This is a genomic window from Pseudoalteromonas sp. ASV78, from assembly GCF_047806705.1.
Lineage (GTDB): Bacteria > Pseudomonadota > Gammaproteobacteria > Enterobacterales > Alteromonadaceae > Pseudoalteromonas > Pseudoalteromonas prydzensis_A.
The window spans coordinates 874787-891993 of the sequence record NZ_JBLOPA010000002.1; the positions used below are offsets into that span (position 1 = coordinate 874787).

The following is a 17207-nucleotide window of genomic DNA, read 5'->3' on the forward strand; positions in this document are numbered from 1 at the left end:
AAAAAACCACCTTTGTAGGTGGTTTTTTCTTTTAAATCAAAGTCATTCGTTTTTCTAGCTAACTTTACTCTCGCTAACTCGTCACTAAATCCTAAGTTCTATAAAGCACTTTTACTACATGCCAGCCAAATTTAGTTTTAACTAAATGCGGCTCGAGAATTTCTCCGCTAAAAGCAACTTTATCAAACTGTGGCACCATTTGGCCGCGTTTAAACTCGCCTAAATCACCGCCTTTTTTACCTGACGGGCAAGTGGAGTGTTTTTTTGCCAGCACTGGGAACTTAGCGCCTTTTTTTAACTGTTTGATAATGTCTTCAGCAAGTTCTTTATGCTTAACTAAAATATGTAATGCGTGGGCGGTGCTGGCCATGATCTGTCTCTACTAAATTAAACTGCTGCGATTTTAACACAACATTTAATGCCTTATAAGTAATGCTGATCATAGTCACTATTTGGTAATCGTACTTGCCAAATAAGCGATAGCGATTAAACGCAATGCGATCATACGCCCAATCGCGGATACCTTTAGGGATAATTCGCAGTATTTTTGCAAAGCGCCACGGCCCGCCAAGTTGCGAGACGACATTGATCACCCCATCGCTTTGTGTGATGCATTGACTGTTTTCAACATAGATCATGGTTTTAAAACTATCCGTTGGGTAGCTAAAGTGCTCGAGTATTACTTGGCCTTTTAAAGACTGCACACTGCATAATTTAAACTGTAGTTTGCTATCGTGTTTAATAATAAAAGGCTATTTGCATTCTAGGGTTGGAGTTAGTATATTCTGATCCTAAATAGGCTCTTCACGAAATAGATATGCTTGGTTGGTTTTTGTCACTTTTCGAAATTTCGTTAGTGCCATGTATTGGTTGTATTGTAGAAGGGATAACTCGCTGTTGAGCGTAGAATAGGGTCGAGTTCAACATCAGCTTCTTTAAATGAGCGATAAGCTTCTCTTACGGCTTCACGAGTTGGCTCAAGTGCACACTCTAAGCGACGCAATAATGTAAATGGCAGAATAATCTTACCAAAATCCGTATGTTTAAAATCACCCCACAGATCTTCTGCGTTCTTCCATATGAAATCAGCTTTTGAAGCTGCTGAACCTGTAAATTCTGTCATTCTGGCCTCCAACCACCTTTTGCACAAAAAACGCGGCGAAGTCTTGCCGCAATATGCTTGGTTTATTTATGATTTGTGGAGCTATTCGGGGAGCCGAAGCTACCCTATCGATCAGCAACTCTAGGCCTGAATTGAGTGTATATGTCCGTACCAAAGAGCACCGCTGGAAAAGGCTTCTTTAACTCCTGGGTGAGGATGTTGCTCCAGCTCCTGATGTCTTTCGGCTTCAAACCACGCTGGTACGTTTTGGGTAGATGAAACAATGTCATGCGCGTTAAATGAGTAACTAGTTGAAGCAGTGTTCCCTTGCGACTTCCCCCATTTAAGCGCATCATTAAGTGCTTCAAAACCCTTAGTGTAGGCTTCAGAACCGATTTCCAAGCCTTCATCTTTCCATCTTTCAATGTTTTCAGTTCCCAACACCCGACTACCTAACTCCATTATCATCTCGGGACCCGAAAGTAGTTCGGGGGGATTTTCTACCGTCGTATTATCGTGGTTAGACCGGTGCAACTGGGTTGTAGGTGTAGCTTGAGATGAGGATATATGATTACTATTAAAAATATTCATGCTACTTTGCCTCCATAATTTGGTCTTTTATGAAAGCAAGTAGCATGCCAGTTTAATGAAGCAAGGGGATATTAGATTACTGATAAGTCACAGTTGCACTAACAGATCCAAAAAACGGTCCATCATAAATCATGACCTCTGGCTGTTGATCTACGATATACATAAACCCAACAGAGTAGTACGCAGGATACTCTTGGAACGGAACGGATAGATTGCCGCTTGACGAGTTCGTAACATCAGCAGAACCAACTATCAACCCATCTTGATCGATGATAGCTAAATATACAATCACATTATTCCAGCCATTAAACGAGCCAGACCAATTATAGCTAATATTGGTCATATAGCCGCTCGTTATAGCAACTCCGCTTAAAAGTTCACTTTGATATAACCTGTTTTGCCATTCTAACTGACCAGGGCCATAACCATTATCGAACCAAGTGCTTTGAAGGGCGTTCACCTCCCCATCATCCGCTGTCATCCATGAGCCTGAAACATTACGCGTTCCCTTTTTATCAATACCTTGACTGCTAGGATCTAATCCGAATGCTTCCGGTGGTTTTATGTCATAGCTACTACTTTCGGAAGCGAAGGTGATTGAAGTAATTGACATGCACAGAATCGCAGCGAGGACTAATTTCAAATTTTTCATTTTATTTCCTTTTATATCTAGCAGATCATACGATCATGTTATAATTTAGTTTAAAAATCGTACAGCTCAAGAAAATTCTATACCAAAAGCATTTTTGCTTACGCTTAGCCCGTACGCTCTTCTTGTAGCTGCTTCACTCATTTATGAGCATTGAATACCCATGACACCCCAGCTTCCTTGTGATCTTTGGACGAACTGAGCCGCTTCCACTCTGAATTCTGTGCTGAAGTTAGAGGGCAGGTGACCAAATCAACTACACCACTACAAATAACGAAAATACTTACTAAGGTGGCAACTCTTTGCCACCAATAATGACAGCATGCCATTTTCTCTTTTGCTCAACCAAGATTTCAGTTATTAAGAGAATTTGGCTGATAGAGATAATGCTCTTGTAGGTTCATGTTGCTTTTAGCGATGATCCAGTAAATTCGATATTCTGGTATCCAACCATATTTTGCACAAAACGGACTTGAATTCATTTTATTTGAAAGGTTAGCGTCCAACCTTATATTGCAAATAGCCTAAAATTGCACCACGCACTACAGAGCCGACACTGCCCGTCGAACAGAATGATTTTGTTGTTTTGCATTAATTGTTGTGCATTCAATGTAGCCATAAAGCGCTCTTATCTTAAATAAGCAAAATGATCTAAACTGATGCAAAACAGTTGCAGCAGTGAGGCACAAACCATATCCGAGTTACTATTTGGCTGCAATCGCTCAATAGCCTTTTTAGAGGTTATGGGTTTTAAAATGTATTTATTTGTTACTTTTGTCCATAAATCAAGCAACTCTGCGGCAAAGGCTGCTCTATATCAATCACTACTACAAGAAAACACTTTAGAAACAAAGATAAAATGGACATTTAGCGGCAAATTTAGGTATATTGCTTTTAGTCATTTTTATCGATATGATAATGGCTATCATTTACAATTACCTTTCGGATCCTCAGTTATGAAAGCAGTATTCAAATCAGCTACAACTTTAGGTGTCAGCCTTCTTTTAATGTCAACATTTGTTGCACAACCTGTATTGGCAAATGGCCCAATTGGCGAACATGTAAATCACCTACAAGCAAATATTAAAGATTACTCTGAAGAAGTTGAATGGATGATCGGCAAAGTCGATACCATGGTCAGCGACTACGAAAGCAAAGGCGCTAAGGCCGTTAAAAGCGACGACCTAATTGAATATTGGGAATCAGTTAAATTCCACAGCGCCATTGAAACAAATTACGTACCTGTATACGCCTCTATCTGGCAAGGCATTTACGGCGTAAAAATGGCCATTGATAACAACAAGCCAGCGAGCGACGCTCGTAAGCAACAAGCAGCCATGAATGCTGCATTGTGGCAAGGCCTTGGCGCAGTTAAACTAGCTGCGCAATTTCAGCAAAAAGGTTTGCTCGCAAACGTTAAAGCGACCGCAACGGCAGGTATGACTCAAAGTGCCACGATTGATGAAATTAAACATAAACTTGACCGTGTTGTTGCCAAATATGCCGAGCGTTTAAGCGATGAAGCCACCAACATTGTTCACGATACTTACCTGCACTTGTTTGAAGGTGTTGAAGGTACGCTTATCGAGCAAGATGCAAAACTTGTTGAAGTACTAGAAAAAGACTTTAACGTGACGCTACCTAAAGCAATTGCTGATAACAAAAGCGTTGATGAAGTACGCGATGTGATAACTGACATGCACACTAAATTAGACCGCGCAAAAGTATTACTCGAGAAAGCCGAGAAAGCACGTAAGGATGTATTTTAAGTGAAACGTAGGACCTTTATCCAAGGCCTAGCTGCGTTTGGGGCAATTGGTACATTACCATTGCCTTTGTCTCGCGCACTAGCAGCCAGCATTGCGAACCCTGTTTCTGTGGATGACTTACCCAAGCTAAAAGGTGAGCTGACCCTTTATTTAGGTCGTGGTGAAGGGGGTTTATACGAAAATGTGCTACAAGCAATTGAGAAAAAGAACCCTGATTTGAAATTGGGTATTCGTCGCGGTCCTACGGCTGCGTTAGCAAATACCATTGTTGCTGAAGCAAAAGCAGGCGTTCGCAGAGCCGATTTATTTTGGGCTGTGGATTCTGGTGCGATTGGCTTGGTTTCAGATGCCGGCCTTGCGCAAGCTATTCCTAGTGATTTATCAGCACAGTTACAGCCACAATTTCGCTATAAAGATTGGGCTCCTGTAACCGGGCGTATTCGTACTTTACCGTATAACACGTCACGTTTAACAAAAGAGCAAATTCCAACCAGTATTATGGAAATTGCTGACAGCGACTTAAGTATTGGTTGGGCGCCTGCCTACGCATCGTTTCAATCATTTGTCACCGCAATGCGTATTCTCGAAGGTGACGATAAAACAGCGAAGTGGCTGAAAAAAGTTAAAAAGCGCGCTAAAACCTACGCCGGTGAATTAGGTGTAGTGATGGCGGTTGAACGCGGTGAAGTGGATATTGGTTTTGCAAATCATTATTACACGCTGCGTTTAAAATCAGGCAAACCTGATGCCAAGCTTGATTTAGCGTTTACCGAGCAAGATGCTGGATGTTTAGTCAATGCTTCGGGCATTTTAGCGCTAAGCGACGATCCACTTGCGACTAACTTTATGCGCTACTTATTAAGCACTGAAGTGCAAGGTTATTTAGCCCGTGAAGCGTATGAGATCCCACTAGTTAATGGTGTAGCATTACCAGAGGGGTTACCTGCTTTAAGCAGTATCTCGCCACCTAAGATAGACTTAACTCAGCTCGCTGATTTACGGCCAACGATTAATTTGATGCGTAATAACGGCGTACTGTAATGCGACTACCCCCTTCTTATCCAATGGCGCTGCTTGCAGCGCTCATTACGTTAACCCCTATTGTTATTTTAATTACGCTGGCCACTGATGCCAGCTCTTTGTTTGATAGCCATAATTTAAAAATTCTCAGCAATACACTGTCATTAATGGTACTCACCGTTGTTGGCTCTATTTTGATCGGGGTACCGCTGGCTTTTATTAGTGCTTATGTACATTTGCCTTTTAAAAAGCTGTGGCTGGTGTTTTTTGCAGCCCCTTTAGCTATCCCCAGTTATATTGGCGCCTTTACCCTTTATGCCGCTTTTGGCTCTGGGGGGGAAATCCATAACCTACTCGGCATTGAACTGCCCTCGATGGATGGTCTCAGCGGCGCCGCAATTGTTATGACGCTTTACACCTTTCCATTTGTAATGATGACCACCCGCTCGTCTTTACTCAGCCTTGATGCAAGTATGGTAAATGCAGCCCGTACGCTCGGCATGTCGATGACGCAAAGTGTTTTTAAAGTTATTTTACCACGGGTGGTAAATGGCATTGCCGCAGGCTCACTGTTGGTTGCGCTGTATACGTTGTCAGACTTTGGTACGCCAGCGATGATGCGCCTTGATACCTTCACTCGAGTTATTTATGTTGAGTACAATTCCTTTGAATTAAGTCGCGCTGCCATGCTGTCGTTACAATTATTGGTGATCGTTGGCTTTTTACTGCTGATTGAATCACAAATTAAAACCGCCAGCGAACGCCACGGCCGAGCGTTAATGTTATTCCCTAACAAGTGGCAACTCGGCGCCATGTTTGCGACCTTTGCGCCGATTTTATTGTTAGCTATTGGCTTACCACTGACGATATTTTCACTGTGGCTAGCGCGCGATGGCTTTAGCTCATTTGATTTTAGTATTGCATGGCATTCAGCATATGCATCGGCTATCGCTGCCGTGGTGGCTGTCATAGTCGCAATACCTGTGGCGCATGCCGCACTCAGTGGTAAAACCGGTCGAATTATGGAGCGGGTCACTTACTTTGGCTTTGGTATTCCAGGCATAGTGATGGGGACTGCCTTAGTGTATGGCGGCCTGCAACTGCCATTTTTATATCAAACCTTAGGGTTGTTAATTATTGCCTATATGCTGCGCTTTTTACCTTTAGCGGTTGGCTCAGTACGTACCAGCACCGAACACCTTGACCCTAGCTTAGTTAAATCGGCGCGAGTCCTCGGTGCCAGCCCTCGCGAGGCATTTACCCGCATTACCCTACCACTGACGATGCGCGGCATCATCGCAGGCGCTGCTTTAGTGTTTTTAGAATCAATGCGTGAATTAGAAGCCACGTTATTACTTGGCCCAACCGGCTTTGAAACACTATCGACTTATTTATGGCGTGTTTACGAAGCGGGCTATTTTGGCCGTGCTGCTATTCCAGGGTTATTATTAGTGCTGATCTCTGCGTGCGGTTTAGCTATTATGATGTCTGGCGAAAAACGTAACCAACCCGAACATTGAGGATTTAAATACAAATGCTATCTGTAAGCCAGTTGTCTATAGATTATGGCAGTAACCGTGTAGTAAGCGATCTAAACTTGGCGCTTGGTGAAAGTGAAATTCTCATGCTAGTAGGCCCTACAGGCTGTGGTAAAAGTACTATTTTGCAAGCTCTCGCTGGGCTTATTCCGATCAGTGCAGGGGAAATAAACTTAGGCAAATGGCGTGCAACGCCAAAGCTCACAGTCCCTCCTGAAAAACGCAGTGTCGGTATGGTATTTCAAGACTTTGCGTTATTTCCTCATTTAACTGTTGAGCAAAACATTTGCTTTCGCTTAAAAGACACCGCTATTGCTGATCATTGGATCACCTTACTTGGTCTTGATAACTTTCGTCATAAAAAACCGGCCACCCTTTCAGGCGGGCAAAAACAACGCGTCGCACTTGCGCGCACGCTTGCCCATCAGCCTGACTTTGTATTACTTGATGAACCACTTTCAAACCTTGATGCGGCACTCAAAGATATGCTGCGCTGGGATATTCGCAATGCCCTTAAAAAAGCAGGCGTACCGGCAATTTGGGTCACTCATGATCAAGAAGAAGCCTTATCAGTAGGCGATCGTGTGGGTGTGCTCAAGGCCGGAAAAATCCAACAAATTGATACTCCTGAGCGTTGTTTTAGCATTCCTAATAACCGCTTTGTTGCGCGCTTTTTAGGTGAAGCAAGTTTTATTCGCGGCCAATTCGCGAATAACCAAGCAACCACAGCAATTGGTAATGTGCCCGCTCACGGCGTTGATTGCCAGCAAGGTGATGTAGACGTGTTACTGCGCCCTGACGATGTGATGTTAGTGCAAGGCGAAATTGGCAACAATGGCGTGGTGGTGTGGGTACGTTTTGAAGGCGGTAGCCGCTTATGTGCTGTAGAACTTAGCTGCAAAACCGTTGTCACAAGCCGAGTAAGCCATGAGGTAGTGGTACACCCTGGCGATCAGGTTTATGTGTCTTTAAATACTTCTCACCCACTGGCGGTGTATCAACGCGTTGCTCAAAATTAAGCTAAAGCTCATAATTAACACATTCATAAAGCCCATATCTATGGGCTTTTTTGCTTACTCATAAACTGCTTAAATTGCTCTATAGCCATAGGTTTGCCGTATTTCCAACCTTGACCAAACTGCACCCCCGCAGTTTTTAAAATAGCTTCCTGCTCTTGCGTTTCTATTCCTTCAGCAACACAGCTGTAGCCAAACTTTGTTACTAATTCCATAATATTTGGGATCATTGAAGCTTTTAGTCCTGCGGTAGCAATATCTTGTACAAAGGTGCGATCAATTTTAAGTTGATGAAAACATAAATTTTGCAAGTTAGCTAAATTAGAGTAACCGGTGCCAAAATCATCAATTGATAGCGTAAACCCAGCATCAGCCAAACTTTGTAAATGGCTATGGGCAATGTTTGAATCGAGATACTCATCTTCGGTGATCTCTAAACAAATACTGAATCGAGACTCGAGCAAGGCTGGCATATGGATCAGCTCTGACAATTTGCCTTGTTGAACATCATACGGAAAAATATTTAACGAGACTTTAAACTCATCGGGCAGCTGAGATGCTTTGCTCAGTTCGTGCAAAATGGTGGTGATCATTGCTTGCGTAAACCCCCATGTTTGTTGATGTTTACGAATTAAAGGAATAAATTCATCAGGAGTAAGCGTGCCAAACTTGTCTTTAAAGCGTGCTAAGACTTCGCAACCAATCACCTGTTGCGTTTGTAAATTTATGATCGGCTGATAAGTCCAGTAAAAAGAATGTTGATGCAAACCTCGACGCACCCTACGCCATGTTGAACGTTTGGTCGCCATATAATAATTAGCCAATAAACCTGCAGATAAGCCAGCCATCACACACAATGAAAGACAGATTAAAAACAGCATACTTTTTTTGCTAATGTATTCCCGCCATGGGTAAAGTACCGCAACGCAATAATTCGGGGTTACTTGGCTGCACAGCTCTAAACTCTCATACGGCAATACCATAGACGAGCTTATTTTTTCGTACACACCGTCAATACCCGTTAAATGGTTAATCGTCTGCTTATTTTTGAAAAATACCTGCCAAGTCTTAGCATGCACGCTGTGTAAATCAATTTTAGAGGGTTGAAGGATGACGTTGTAATTATGTTGGCGCACAATAACCACCTGCATGCTGCGCTCAGGAAATAAGATCAGAAAAAATGCAGGGGCAAACCTAACTCGTACTCCATCACGCTCTATGTAATCAGGGCTTTTGTCATCGATTGGTGTGGCAAGTAACCCGGTGCCGGCAGTGCAGACTAATTTATCGTTTTTAAAAAAACCGATATCAACGACATAAGTTGCGTCAAATAATGCTCTACGCATAGCCAGTAATGTGGTGTCATCGCACTGTGAGTAATTAAGCGCATTTAAAGCAGACAGTAATTTTTCGCGCTCAGCATCAGCAGCATCAACATGGTTAATTAACACAGCTGCATCCATTTGTATTTCATGGCTTAGCCGTTGCCCTGCTAAGCTAACCATGATAACAACGCCAAAAATAAACACGATAAAACCGAATAATCCAGCAAGCAATGATTTTTTTTGGTACTTTTTCATGAAAGCTACGTCACTATCCCATTATTATTGTTATTAGCGTATGTTAAAGTTTAGGTTATTTGATACTTTTTAGCTATCCAGCAATGTAACATTTTAATGGCAATAAAAACTATATTTTTTAAAATCATATAGTTAAAATATCATACAATAGATTAAATCAATCCTTTTGTAGTAGTTAAAGCAGACTGAAAAAGCAATACTTTTGAATTAAAAACAACAATAATAAACAAACTCTGCACAATTTCAGCCTAGCGTAATTAACGCTTTGATTTAAATTCAAATATGTTAGTTTATCGACTATAACAAGTTGACTATTTTTGAGAGTGGTATGAGTAAAAAAAATCATTGGACATTAAAAAGCATCGCAAAAGAACTTGGCGTTTCTAATGCAACTGTTTCCAATGCTTTTAATCGTCCCGACCAATTATCAAAGAGCCGACGCGAAGCTATCTTAGCTGCTTGTAAGGAGCTGGGGTATTTCGGTCCAAATAAAGCAGCTCAATCATTACGCCGTGGTAAATTTAATATTGTTGCGCTGGTACTCCCCGACAGTATTGAGTACATGGTGTCAGACCCTGTGGCCAGCAGTTTTATGCGTGGTGTGGCTTCTGTACTGGAAAAAGACGGTATCAATCTTTTGTTATTTTCAGGCAACAACGACAACCTAAATAATGTCGTTGATTTTGTTGATGGCTTTATTTGTTATGGTCGCCCGCGCAATCAATCATTAGTAGAACAACTAAAAACAGTGCCTAAACATGTGGTTACTGTTGATTTTGATATAGACCGAAATGCCTCCGTTAATATCAATAACGAGCAAGCAAGCTACGAAGTGGCAAAACATGCTCTACATAACAAAGACGATCAGGTCGCTATATTAGGACTGCGTTTGCTGGATGAAAACGTGCTGTGTCGCGTCTATGAGCATCATGAATGTGAGGCAGGCCAATCGATAGCTCATCAACGTTTACGTGGTTACCAAAAAGCACTCACGGAGCTTGATATCCCCATCGCCGAAGACCGTATTTGGAATATTCCAGAAAGTAGTGAACGCTTCGCCAGCATTGCTGCTAAAGAAGCACTGTGTAGCTTGCCTCGTCCTTCTGTAATGCTGTGTATGAGTGATTTAATTGCCCTTGCTGCAATGCGTGAAGCACTCAAATTAGGCTTAAAAATACCTGAAGATATCCGCATTGTTGGTTTTGATGGCATTGATGAAGCACGGCGATTCGTGCCTAAAATAACCACAATTCATCAAAACAGTGAAGAGAAAGGCGCGCTAGCCGCCAATTTATTTATTACTAAAGAAGAACAAAAAGCACTCATTAACTATGAACTACAATTAGGCCAAAGTAGCTAATAAGTGCTTAGATAAAACTAGTTTAATAAATCGCTTAATGATGTCAGCACTTGCTCTGTCGAATTATGTTCAATAATTAACGCTTCGCGAGATGCAAAGTTGATCTTCAGCTCAATAGCTTGCTCGCCTTGCTGCCATTTTAGGCTACAACTATTAGCACTGCCTGCAACACTAAACTCTCCGCCAAAAGCACTGTGATTATTACGAACTGCGATTAACTTTAGAAGTCCTTTTACAACCGGTTTGGCAAGTGCTTGCGATATAATTTCAGCATCTAAATATGGCCGATTAATATCACGACCAACATTAGATTTCGCCAATAACGCCATGTCGTTTTCGCAGCCGAAGAGTCCGCCATAATAAACTTGCGGCACACCTGGGGCAAAAAATTGAATCGCGCGCGCAACTAAATAATCTAAGTCATTTGCGCCTAACGCATTGTAATAGGTACAATTTACTTGGTATAAATCAACATTACTGGCGGCAGCCCCAGTTGCTTGGCGGCTTTGGTTATTGCTATTTGCATGAATGGTTTCAACTAGATTATCAATTTGCGCTGCATTTAATAATCCTGGCTTATCACCCATTGGGCCCGCATCAATAATGCCAATACCATCGTGGGTATCCAGTACCGTTAGGCAATTACGTGGCGAAATATTTAACCACTGCACCAGTGCATCACTGTTATTGGTAAATAAGCTGTGCAAAATCAAGGGCGGTAATGCGAAGTCATAAACCATATTGACCCGCTTTGCGACGTCAACTTGAGTTTGATAATGACTGTGAATTTCAGCAATTGTTTCCATGCCCAATGCATTAGCTTGCGCCGATAACTTATCTAAATAATCAAACGTTTCATCTAGCATAAAGCAGTTTGTGCCCGCTTGCTTAATCGCGTAACCCGCCGCATCCAAACGAATAATATTAACGTTATTAGCAGAGAACTTCGTTAATACATTATTTAAATACGCAACGCCCGCAGCAACTTTAACGTTAATGTCGATTTGATTATCGGTAAAGGTGGTCCAAAAATCATACGTTTGACCATCACCACATAGCATTGGAGTAAAACAACTGCCTGGGCGCGGGCGGTAAATCGCTTTTTGCTCGGCGTCGCTCATCCCATTTGGAAAGACATCTTCTTTCGTTAAAAATAAATCCCAAAACGGTGATGCTTTACCTTTTGCTAGTACGTCCTGAAACTGAAAAGATTGCGCAGATACATGATTTACAATCAAATCGGCCATCAGATCATAGTCTGCCCCTAACACTTGAATGTCTTGCCAAGTACCGATCCGTTCATCCACGGCACTATGATCAATAGGGTCAAAGCCTGCATCACTACCATCAATTGGATTATAGAAGGGCAATAGGTGCACACCTCCAAATACGCCGTGTAATGGGCCATTTAAAAGTGTGGTCAATGCGTTGATATCTTGACCAGTGATCCGATCAGCGTATGTGATCAATTGAACTTTATTCTTCATCATTGTGTGATTACCATGTTGAAACTTAATCGATTAAGATATATCTTTAACTAGCAAGTGAGAATTTACAAGTAATTTTTAATAATTTTACATACAAAAATCGTGGCTCACGTAATACTACAATAAGTAACTAACTGACTTATCGAGTGTTAACTGAGCATTTAACGAGGAAAAAGTACATGACAAAATCACACACACACGTAAGCAGCGATCCGTTGCAACAAATACGCTGGCTTACATATATGATGTTTTTTATGTTTGCCATGACTTCTGATGCGGTAGGCATGATCATACCCGAACTTATTAAAGAGTTTGGTTTAAGCATGACCCAAGCAAGCGCATTCCATTATGCACCCATGGCGCTAATTGCTTTTAGTGGATTGTTTTTAGGTTTTTTAGCCGACAGTTTAGGGCGTAAAACAACCATCATGCTGGGCCTTTTAATATTTTCAGCAAGTTGTTTTTTGTTTGCGTTTAGCACCAGCTTTGCCTTCTTTTTATTGCTACTTTGCTGCATAGGCTTAGCGATTGGTTTATTTAAAACAGGGGCGCTTGCGTTACTTGGTGATATTTCACATAGTAACGAAGATCACACTAAAACGATGAATAAGGTAGAAGGCTTTTTTGGCATTGGCGCCATTGTAGGGCCAGCTCTGGTGGGCATCTTACTGGTGCAAAATGTAAGCTGGACTTACCTGTACATTATTGCTGGTGTAATGTGTTTAATTCTCGCTTTCCTGGCGTGGCGTGCAGACTATCCGCCCGTTGTAAAAACCACCGCAAAGCCCACTTCGCTTGCCACCACCATGAAAATGATCAAAGATCCATATGCGCTCGGTTTTTCGCTGGCGATTGCCCTTTACGTAGCCACTGAGGTTGCTATTTATGTATGGATGCCTACGCTGTTAAAAGATTACACCGGCTCCTGGCCACTACTTGCAACCTATGCACTGACGATATTTTTTGTACTGCGTGCCGCAGGGCGATTTATTGCCGTATGGTTATTAAACCGCTATAGCTGGCAAGGTGTTATGGCCTATTTAAGCTTAGGTATTGCGCTGTGTTATGTCGGTACATTATTCGGTGGCGTTGATTGGGCTGTGAGTTTACTGCCACTTTCGGGGTTATTTATGTCGATGGTTTATCCCACTTTAAACTCTAAAGGTATATCCTGCTTTGCAGTGCAACAGCACGGTGCTGTGGCGGGGGTGATATTATTTTTTACCGCACTTTCAGCCGCGTTAGCGCCTTTATTTATGGGTATGATCAGCGATTACTTTGGCCATGTGCGTTACGGTTTTTACTTAGCTACGGGCTTTGCTGTGATTTTATTTTTAGCGATGCTGTTTAATTATTTTAAAGATCCATCAGCAACGGCTTTACAGCAAGGTAATCCTGTAACTGAGTAAAGCTATATTCTAAGACAATAAAAAATACTTTATAAATCAATGAATGAATAAAAAAAGAGCAAATTAAACACAAAATAATTTGCTTCTTGTAAAATATTTGTTATTTTTACTTAATCGATTAAGTGAAAATAACAAATCCAATTGGGTTCAACACAACGAGGCGTAACCATGACAACACACAACACACCTTTATATTTAATCAGTGCATTAGCACTTGCCGTAAGCCAAGGCGTACATGCACAGCAAGAAGAGCAAAATTCTCAAGTACAAGCTAACAAAGGTCTTGAAACAATCGTTGTAACTGGTGTACCACGTCGTACAACAATTATGGCATCAAGCGTATCTGTCAGTAGCTTGTCGCTTGAACAAGTTGAAGTGTCTACTCCTCGCTCAACCGCTGAGGCGTTTAGAATCATTCCGGGTATTCGCGCAGAATCAACCGGCGGTGAAGGTAACGCAAACATTGCTGTGCGTGGTTTACCTGTTGCATCTGGCGGTGCCAAATTTTTACAATTGCAAGAAGACGGTTTACCGGTACTGCAATACGGTGATATCGCTTTTGGTAACGCTGATATTTTTATGCGCTTAGATAATACCGTACACACTATCGAATCAATTCGTGGCGGCTCAGCATCGACTGCGGCAAGTAATGCACCTGGTGGCATTATTAACTTTATTTCTAAAAATGGTGAAAACGAATCAGGCAGCGTATCAACGACGCTGGGCCTCGATTACGATAGCGTCCGTACAGACTTTGAATACGGTACTTACTTAAGCGATAGCGTACGTTTTCATGTCGGTGGTTTTGTTCGCCAAGGTGAAGGCCCGCGCGAAACAGGTTACACAGCAAATAAAGGCGGGCAAATTAAAGCCAACCTAACCAAAGATTTTGAAAACGGCTATGTGCGAATTTATTACAAGCACTTAGATGATAAAAGCGTAGGTTACTTACCAATGCCAATGTATGCAAATGGTGATTCTACCCCTGGGTTTGACGCACAATCGGATACACCACACTCGGCATTATTTACAAAAACAGTGCGTCTAAACGGCGAAAACCAAATTAGCAGTGGCGATATTCGCGATGGTATGAACCCTAACTTTGACTCAATTGGCTTTGAAGCAGTATTTGACTTAGACAATGATTGGCGTATCGAAAACCGTTTTCGTAAATCCTCTGTAAGCGGTAACTTTAATTCACTTATTCCTGCACAAGTAGGCAGTGCAACGTCGATTGCAGAAAGTATTGGCGGCGTAGGTGCAACACTCAGCAATGCAAATACTGGGGCTGCATTTAATGACGATTTAGCCATGCGTATCCATACGTTTGACGTGACAATGAACGACTTTGACTCTATTGTGAACGACTTCAAACTGACTAAATCGCTTGATGACGACACCAGCATTACGTTTGGTTACTACGCATCAACGCAAAACATTGCCATGTCGTGGTTATGGAACTCTTACCTAATGGAACTTAAGGGTGACAATGCTGCCTTACTAAATGTGACCGCTGCCGATGGTACTGAGTTTTCTGAAAATGGTTTATACGCATACGGAACACCTTTTTGGGGAAGTGACTGTTGCCAGCGTGATTACGACACAGAATACGACACCCGCGCCCCGTACGTTGCATTTTCTACAAAACTTGGCGATGTAAGTATTGATGCAAGTGCCCGTTATGATAGTGGCGAAGCGCGCGGTAACTACGCAGGTGCAGTAACCTCTACAGTTGATATGAATCGCGATGGTGAAATATCCGTACCTGAACAAAATGTTGCAGGTATTGATATTACTAATGCCAGCCCAGTTAACTACGACTGGAACTACACCTCTTATTCAATGGGTGCTAACTATCAAATTGATCCAAGCCTAGCGACATTTGCTCGTATCAGTAAAGGCGGACGTGCAAATGCTGACCGACTTTTATTTGGTAAAGTGCGTGCAGATGGCTCGGTTGCGAAAGAAGATGCTGTAGATGAAGTTAATCAATATGAGTTTGGGGTTAAAAAACGTTTTGATTCCTTCTCTGTATTTGCAACTGCTTTTTATGCAGAAACGGAAGAGCAAAATTTTGAAGCCACTTCACAAAACTTTTTCGACCGTGAATATGAAGCGAAAGGGATTGAGATTGAATCAACCTACTTCATTGATGCCTGGGATTTTCGCGGTAACCTAACTTGGACCGATGCGGAAATTGTTAAAGATGCACTCACGCCTGAAGTGGTAGGCAATACGCCTCGACGCCAAGCAGATTTAATTTACTCACTAATGGCACGTTATAGCTACGAGAAAGGTGCAGCTGGTGTAAGCTTTATTGGTACTACCGATGCATACGCTCAAGACAACAACGACCTTAAATTTGCTGGTTACACCCAAGTAAATGGCTTTGTAAGCTACGATTTATCTGAAAACCTGAGCATCGCGCTTAATGTAAATAACCTATTCGATACAGTCGGTATTACAGAAGCCGAAGAAGGGTCTATTCCAGATAATAATATTATTCGTGCCCGCACTATTAACGGCCGTACAACGTCACTAACGCTTAAATACCTATTTAATTAACCGAGCCTTAGTGTTTTTAAGCGCTGAGTAATGTATGTTCAGCGCTTAAACCCCTGACATCCATTTACCTTGAATGACTCTCCCACTACTTTTGACCTAGCCCCGGCTAGGTTTTTTAGGATTTACAACATGACCAAATTACTTAGCCTTGGCGAGCTGCTTATTGATATGCTGCCACAAGATCCTCAAAACAGTGCTTATTTACCCATTGCTGGCGGCGCTCCTGCCAATGTAGCGGTAGGTTATGCCAAACTGGGCGGCAAAGCGGCTTTTTGTGGCGGTATGGGCGATGACTATTTTGCTACACAATTAAGCAATGCGCTTGCACAATACAATGTCAGCACTGAATACTTATTTACGATTAAAGGTTCCCAAACGGCAATGGTTATTGTCAGCTTAGATGAAACTGGTGAGCGCAGTTTTAACTTTTATCGCCACAATACCGCTGACTTACTGTTAACCTGTGATCATTTAGCACACATACAGTGGGAAGATTTAAGCACACTGCACTTTTGCTCAAATACGCTGACAGATAAAGCCATTGCAAACACCACTGTTAATGCCTTAAAGCTAGCTAAAAATAACCACAAGCTAATCAGCTTTGATGTGAATTTACGCTATAGCTTGTGGCAAAATAGCAATGACATTGAGCACAACATACACGCGTGTTACGCCTATTGCGATATCGTTAAGCTATCGCGGGATGAGCTAAACTTTTTGGCTGAGCAAACAAAGCAAGCACCTGATGATTACTTGCAATCTATTCTAGATACGGATGTTAGCTTGGTGTTTTTAACCGATGGTCCCGCGCCTGCCACCGTTTACCATAACGCATTTACGTTTACTGAAGCTGCACCAACTATTACTGCGGTTGATACCACCAGTGCGGGCGATGCGTTTATTGCCGGAGTGTTGTATTACTTAAATCATAATGATGAAGATGTATTGCTTATGGATAAACTCAACAAGCAGCAAATAGTAAAACGTGCTTTAAATTTCGGCCTTCGCTGTGGTGCAAAAGCCTGTTTAGCCAAGGGCGCATTTCCCGCATTACCAATTTTGGTTGATGTGATTTAAACGATTAAAGTAATGCCAGTCAATCAGTATTGACTGGCAGTAAA

The 17207-nt window shown here is 42.1% G+C and carries 15 protein-coding genes; 8 read left to right on the forward strand and 7 right to left on the reverse strand.

The window, feature by feature from the left end; all coding sequences use genetic code 11:
- Positions 1-91: 91 nt before the first annotated feature.
- The 5 genes from ppiC to ACMVDV_RS21760 form a co-directional block, all read right to left on the reverse strand.
- Positions 92-370, reverse strand: coding sequence for a peptidylprolyl isomerase PpiC (gene ppiC / locus ACMVDV_RS21740; protein ID WP_064664548.1), 279 nt, complete (start codon positions 368-370; stop codon positions 92-94).
- Positions 333-704, reverse strand: coding sequence for a thiol-disulfide oxidoreductase DCC family protein (locus ACMVDV_RS21745; protein ID WP_416159642.1), 372 nt, complete (start codon positions 702-704; stop codon positions 333-335). The genes ppiC and ACMVDV_RS21745 overlap by 38 nt, the downstream gene beginning before the upstream one ends.
- A gap of 149 nt (positions 705-853) precedes the next feature.
- Positions 854-1123 (reverse strand): type I restriction-modification system subunit M N-terminal domain-containing protein, encoded by a 270-nt coding sequence (locus ACMVDV_RS21750; protein WP_416159643.1) that lies wholly within the window; start codon positions 1121-1123, stop codon positions 854-856.
- Between the two features lie 120 nt (positions 1124-1243).
- Positions 1244-1693 carry a hypothetical protein gene (locus ACMVDV_RS21755; protein ID WP_416159644.1) on the reverse strand — a complete coding sequence of 150 codons (450 nt, stop codon included), beginning with the start codon at positions 1691-1693 and terminating at the stop codon, positions 1244-1246.
- A gap of 76 nt (positions 1694-1769) precedes the next feature.
- Complete coding sequence (locus ACMVDV_RS21760) at positions 1770-2345, reverse strand: hypothetical protein (RefSeq protein WP_416159645.1); 576 nt, start codon at positions 2343-2345, stop codon at positions 1770-1772.
- A gap of 953 nt (positions 2346-3298) precedes the next feature.
- Here ACMVDV_RS21760 and ACMVDV_RS21765 point away from each other — a divergent pair.
- The 4 genes from ACMVDV_RS21765 to ACMVDV_RS21780 are packed head-to-tail and all read left to right on the forward strand — an operon-like array spanning position 3299 to position 7688.
- Positions 3299-4111, forward strand: coding sequence for a hypothetical protein (locus tag ACMVDV_RS21765; protein ID WP_064664553.1), 813 nt, complete (start codon positions 3299-3301; stop codon positions 4109-4111).
- A complete protein-coding gene (locus tag ACMVDV_RS21770; protein WP_416159646.1) occupies positions 4112-5152 on the forward strand; it encodes an extracellular solute-binding protein in 1041 nt (346 codons plus the stop codon).
- Entirely contained in the window at positions 5152-6651 is a 1500-nt protein-coding gene (locus ACMVDV_RS21775) for an ABC transporter permease (protein ID WP_416159647.1), read from the forward strand. Before ACMVDV_RS21770 ends, ACMVDV_RS21775 begins: the two co-directional genes overlap by 1 nt.
- A 14-nt stretch (positions 6652-6665) precedes the next feature.
- Positions 6666-7688, forward strand: coding sequence for an ABC transporter ATP-binding protein (locus ACMVDV_RS21780; protein ID WP_416159648.1), 1023 nt, complete (start codon positions 6666-6668; stop codon positions 7686-7688).
- A gap of 38 nt (positions 7689-7726) precedes the next feature.
- Here the strand turns inward: ACMVDV_RS21780 and ACMVDV_RS21785 are convergent, their stop codons facing one another.
- Positions 7727-9265: an EAL domain-containing protein gene (locus ACMVDV_RS21785; protein ID WP_416159649.1), complete on the reverse strand. Its 1539-nt coding sequence runs from the start codon at positions 9263-9265 to the stop codon at positions 7727-7729.
- 328 nt (positions 9266-9593) lie between these two features.
- Here ACMVDV_RS21785 and ACMVDV_RS21790 point away from each other — a divergent pair, with 328 nt between their 5' ends.
- Positions 9594-10625, forward strand: a complete 1032-nt coding sequence (locus ACMVDV_RS21790) for a LacI family DNA-binding transcriptional regulator (protein ID WP_416159650.1) — start codon at positions 9594-9596, stop codon at positions 10623-10625.
- Between the two features lie 17 nt (positions 10626-10642).
- Here ACMVDV_RS21790 and gtfA read toward each other — a convergent pair whose 3' ends face one another.
- On the reverse strand, positions 10643-12115 hold the full coding sequence (gtfA, locus tag ACMVDV_RS21795) for a sucrose phosphorylase (protein WP_416159651.1): 1473 nt from the start codon (positions 12113-12115) through the stop codon (positions 10643-10645).
- Positions 12116-12291: 176 nt separating this feature from the next.
- Here gtfA and ACMVDV_RS21800 point away from each other — a divergent pair, with 176 nt between their 5' ends.
- The 3 genes from ACMVDV_RS21800 (at position 12292) to ACMVDV_RS21810 (ending at position 17163) form a co-directional block, all read left to right on the forward strand.
- Complete coding sequence (locus tag ACMVDV_RS21800) at positions 12292-13521, forward strand: MFS transporter (protein ID WP_416159652.1); 1230 nt, start codon at positions 12292-12294, stop codon at positions 13519-13521.
- A gap of 168 nt (positions 13522-13689) precedes the next feature.
- Positions 13690-16086, forward strand: coding sequence for a TonB-dependent receptor (locus ACMVDV_RS21805; protein WP_416159653.1), 2397 nt, complete (start codon positions 13690-13692; stop codon positions 16084-16086).
- A 129-nt stretch (positions 16087-16215) separates the two neighbouring features.
- Complete coding sequence (locus tag ACMVDV_RS21810) at positions 16216-17163, forward strand: carbohydrate kinase family protein (protein ID WP_416159654.1); 948 nt, start codon at positions 16216-16218, stop codon at positions 17161-17163.
- The last annotated feature ends 44 nt before the right edge of the window (positions 17164-17207 follow it).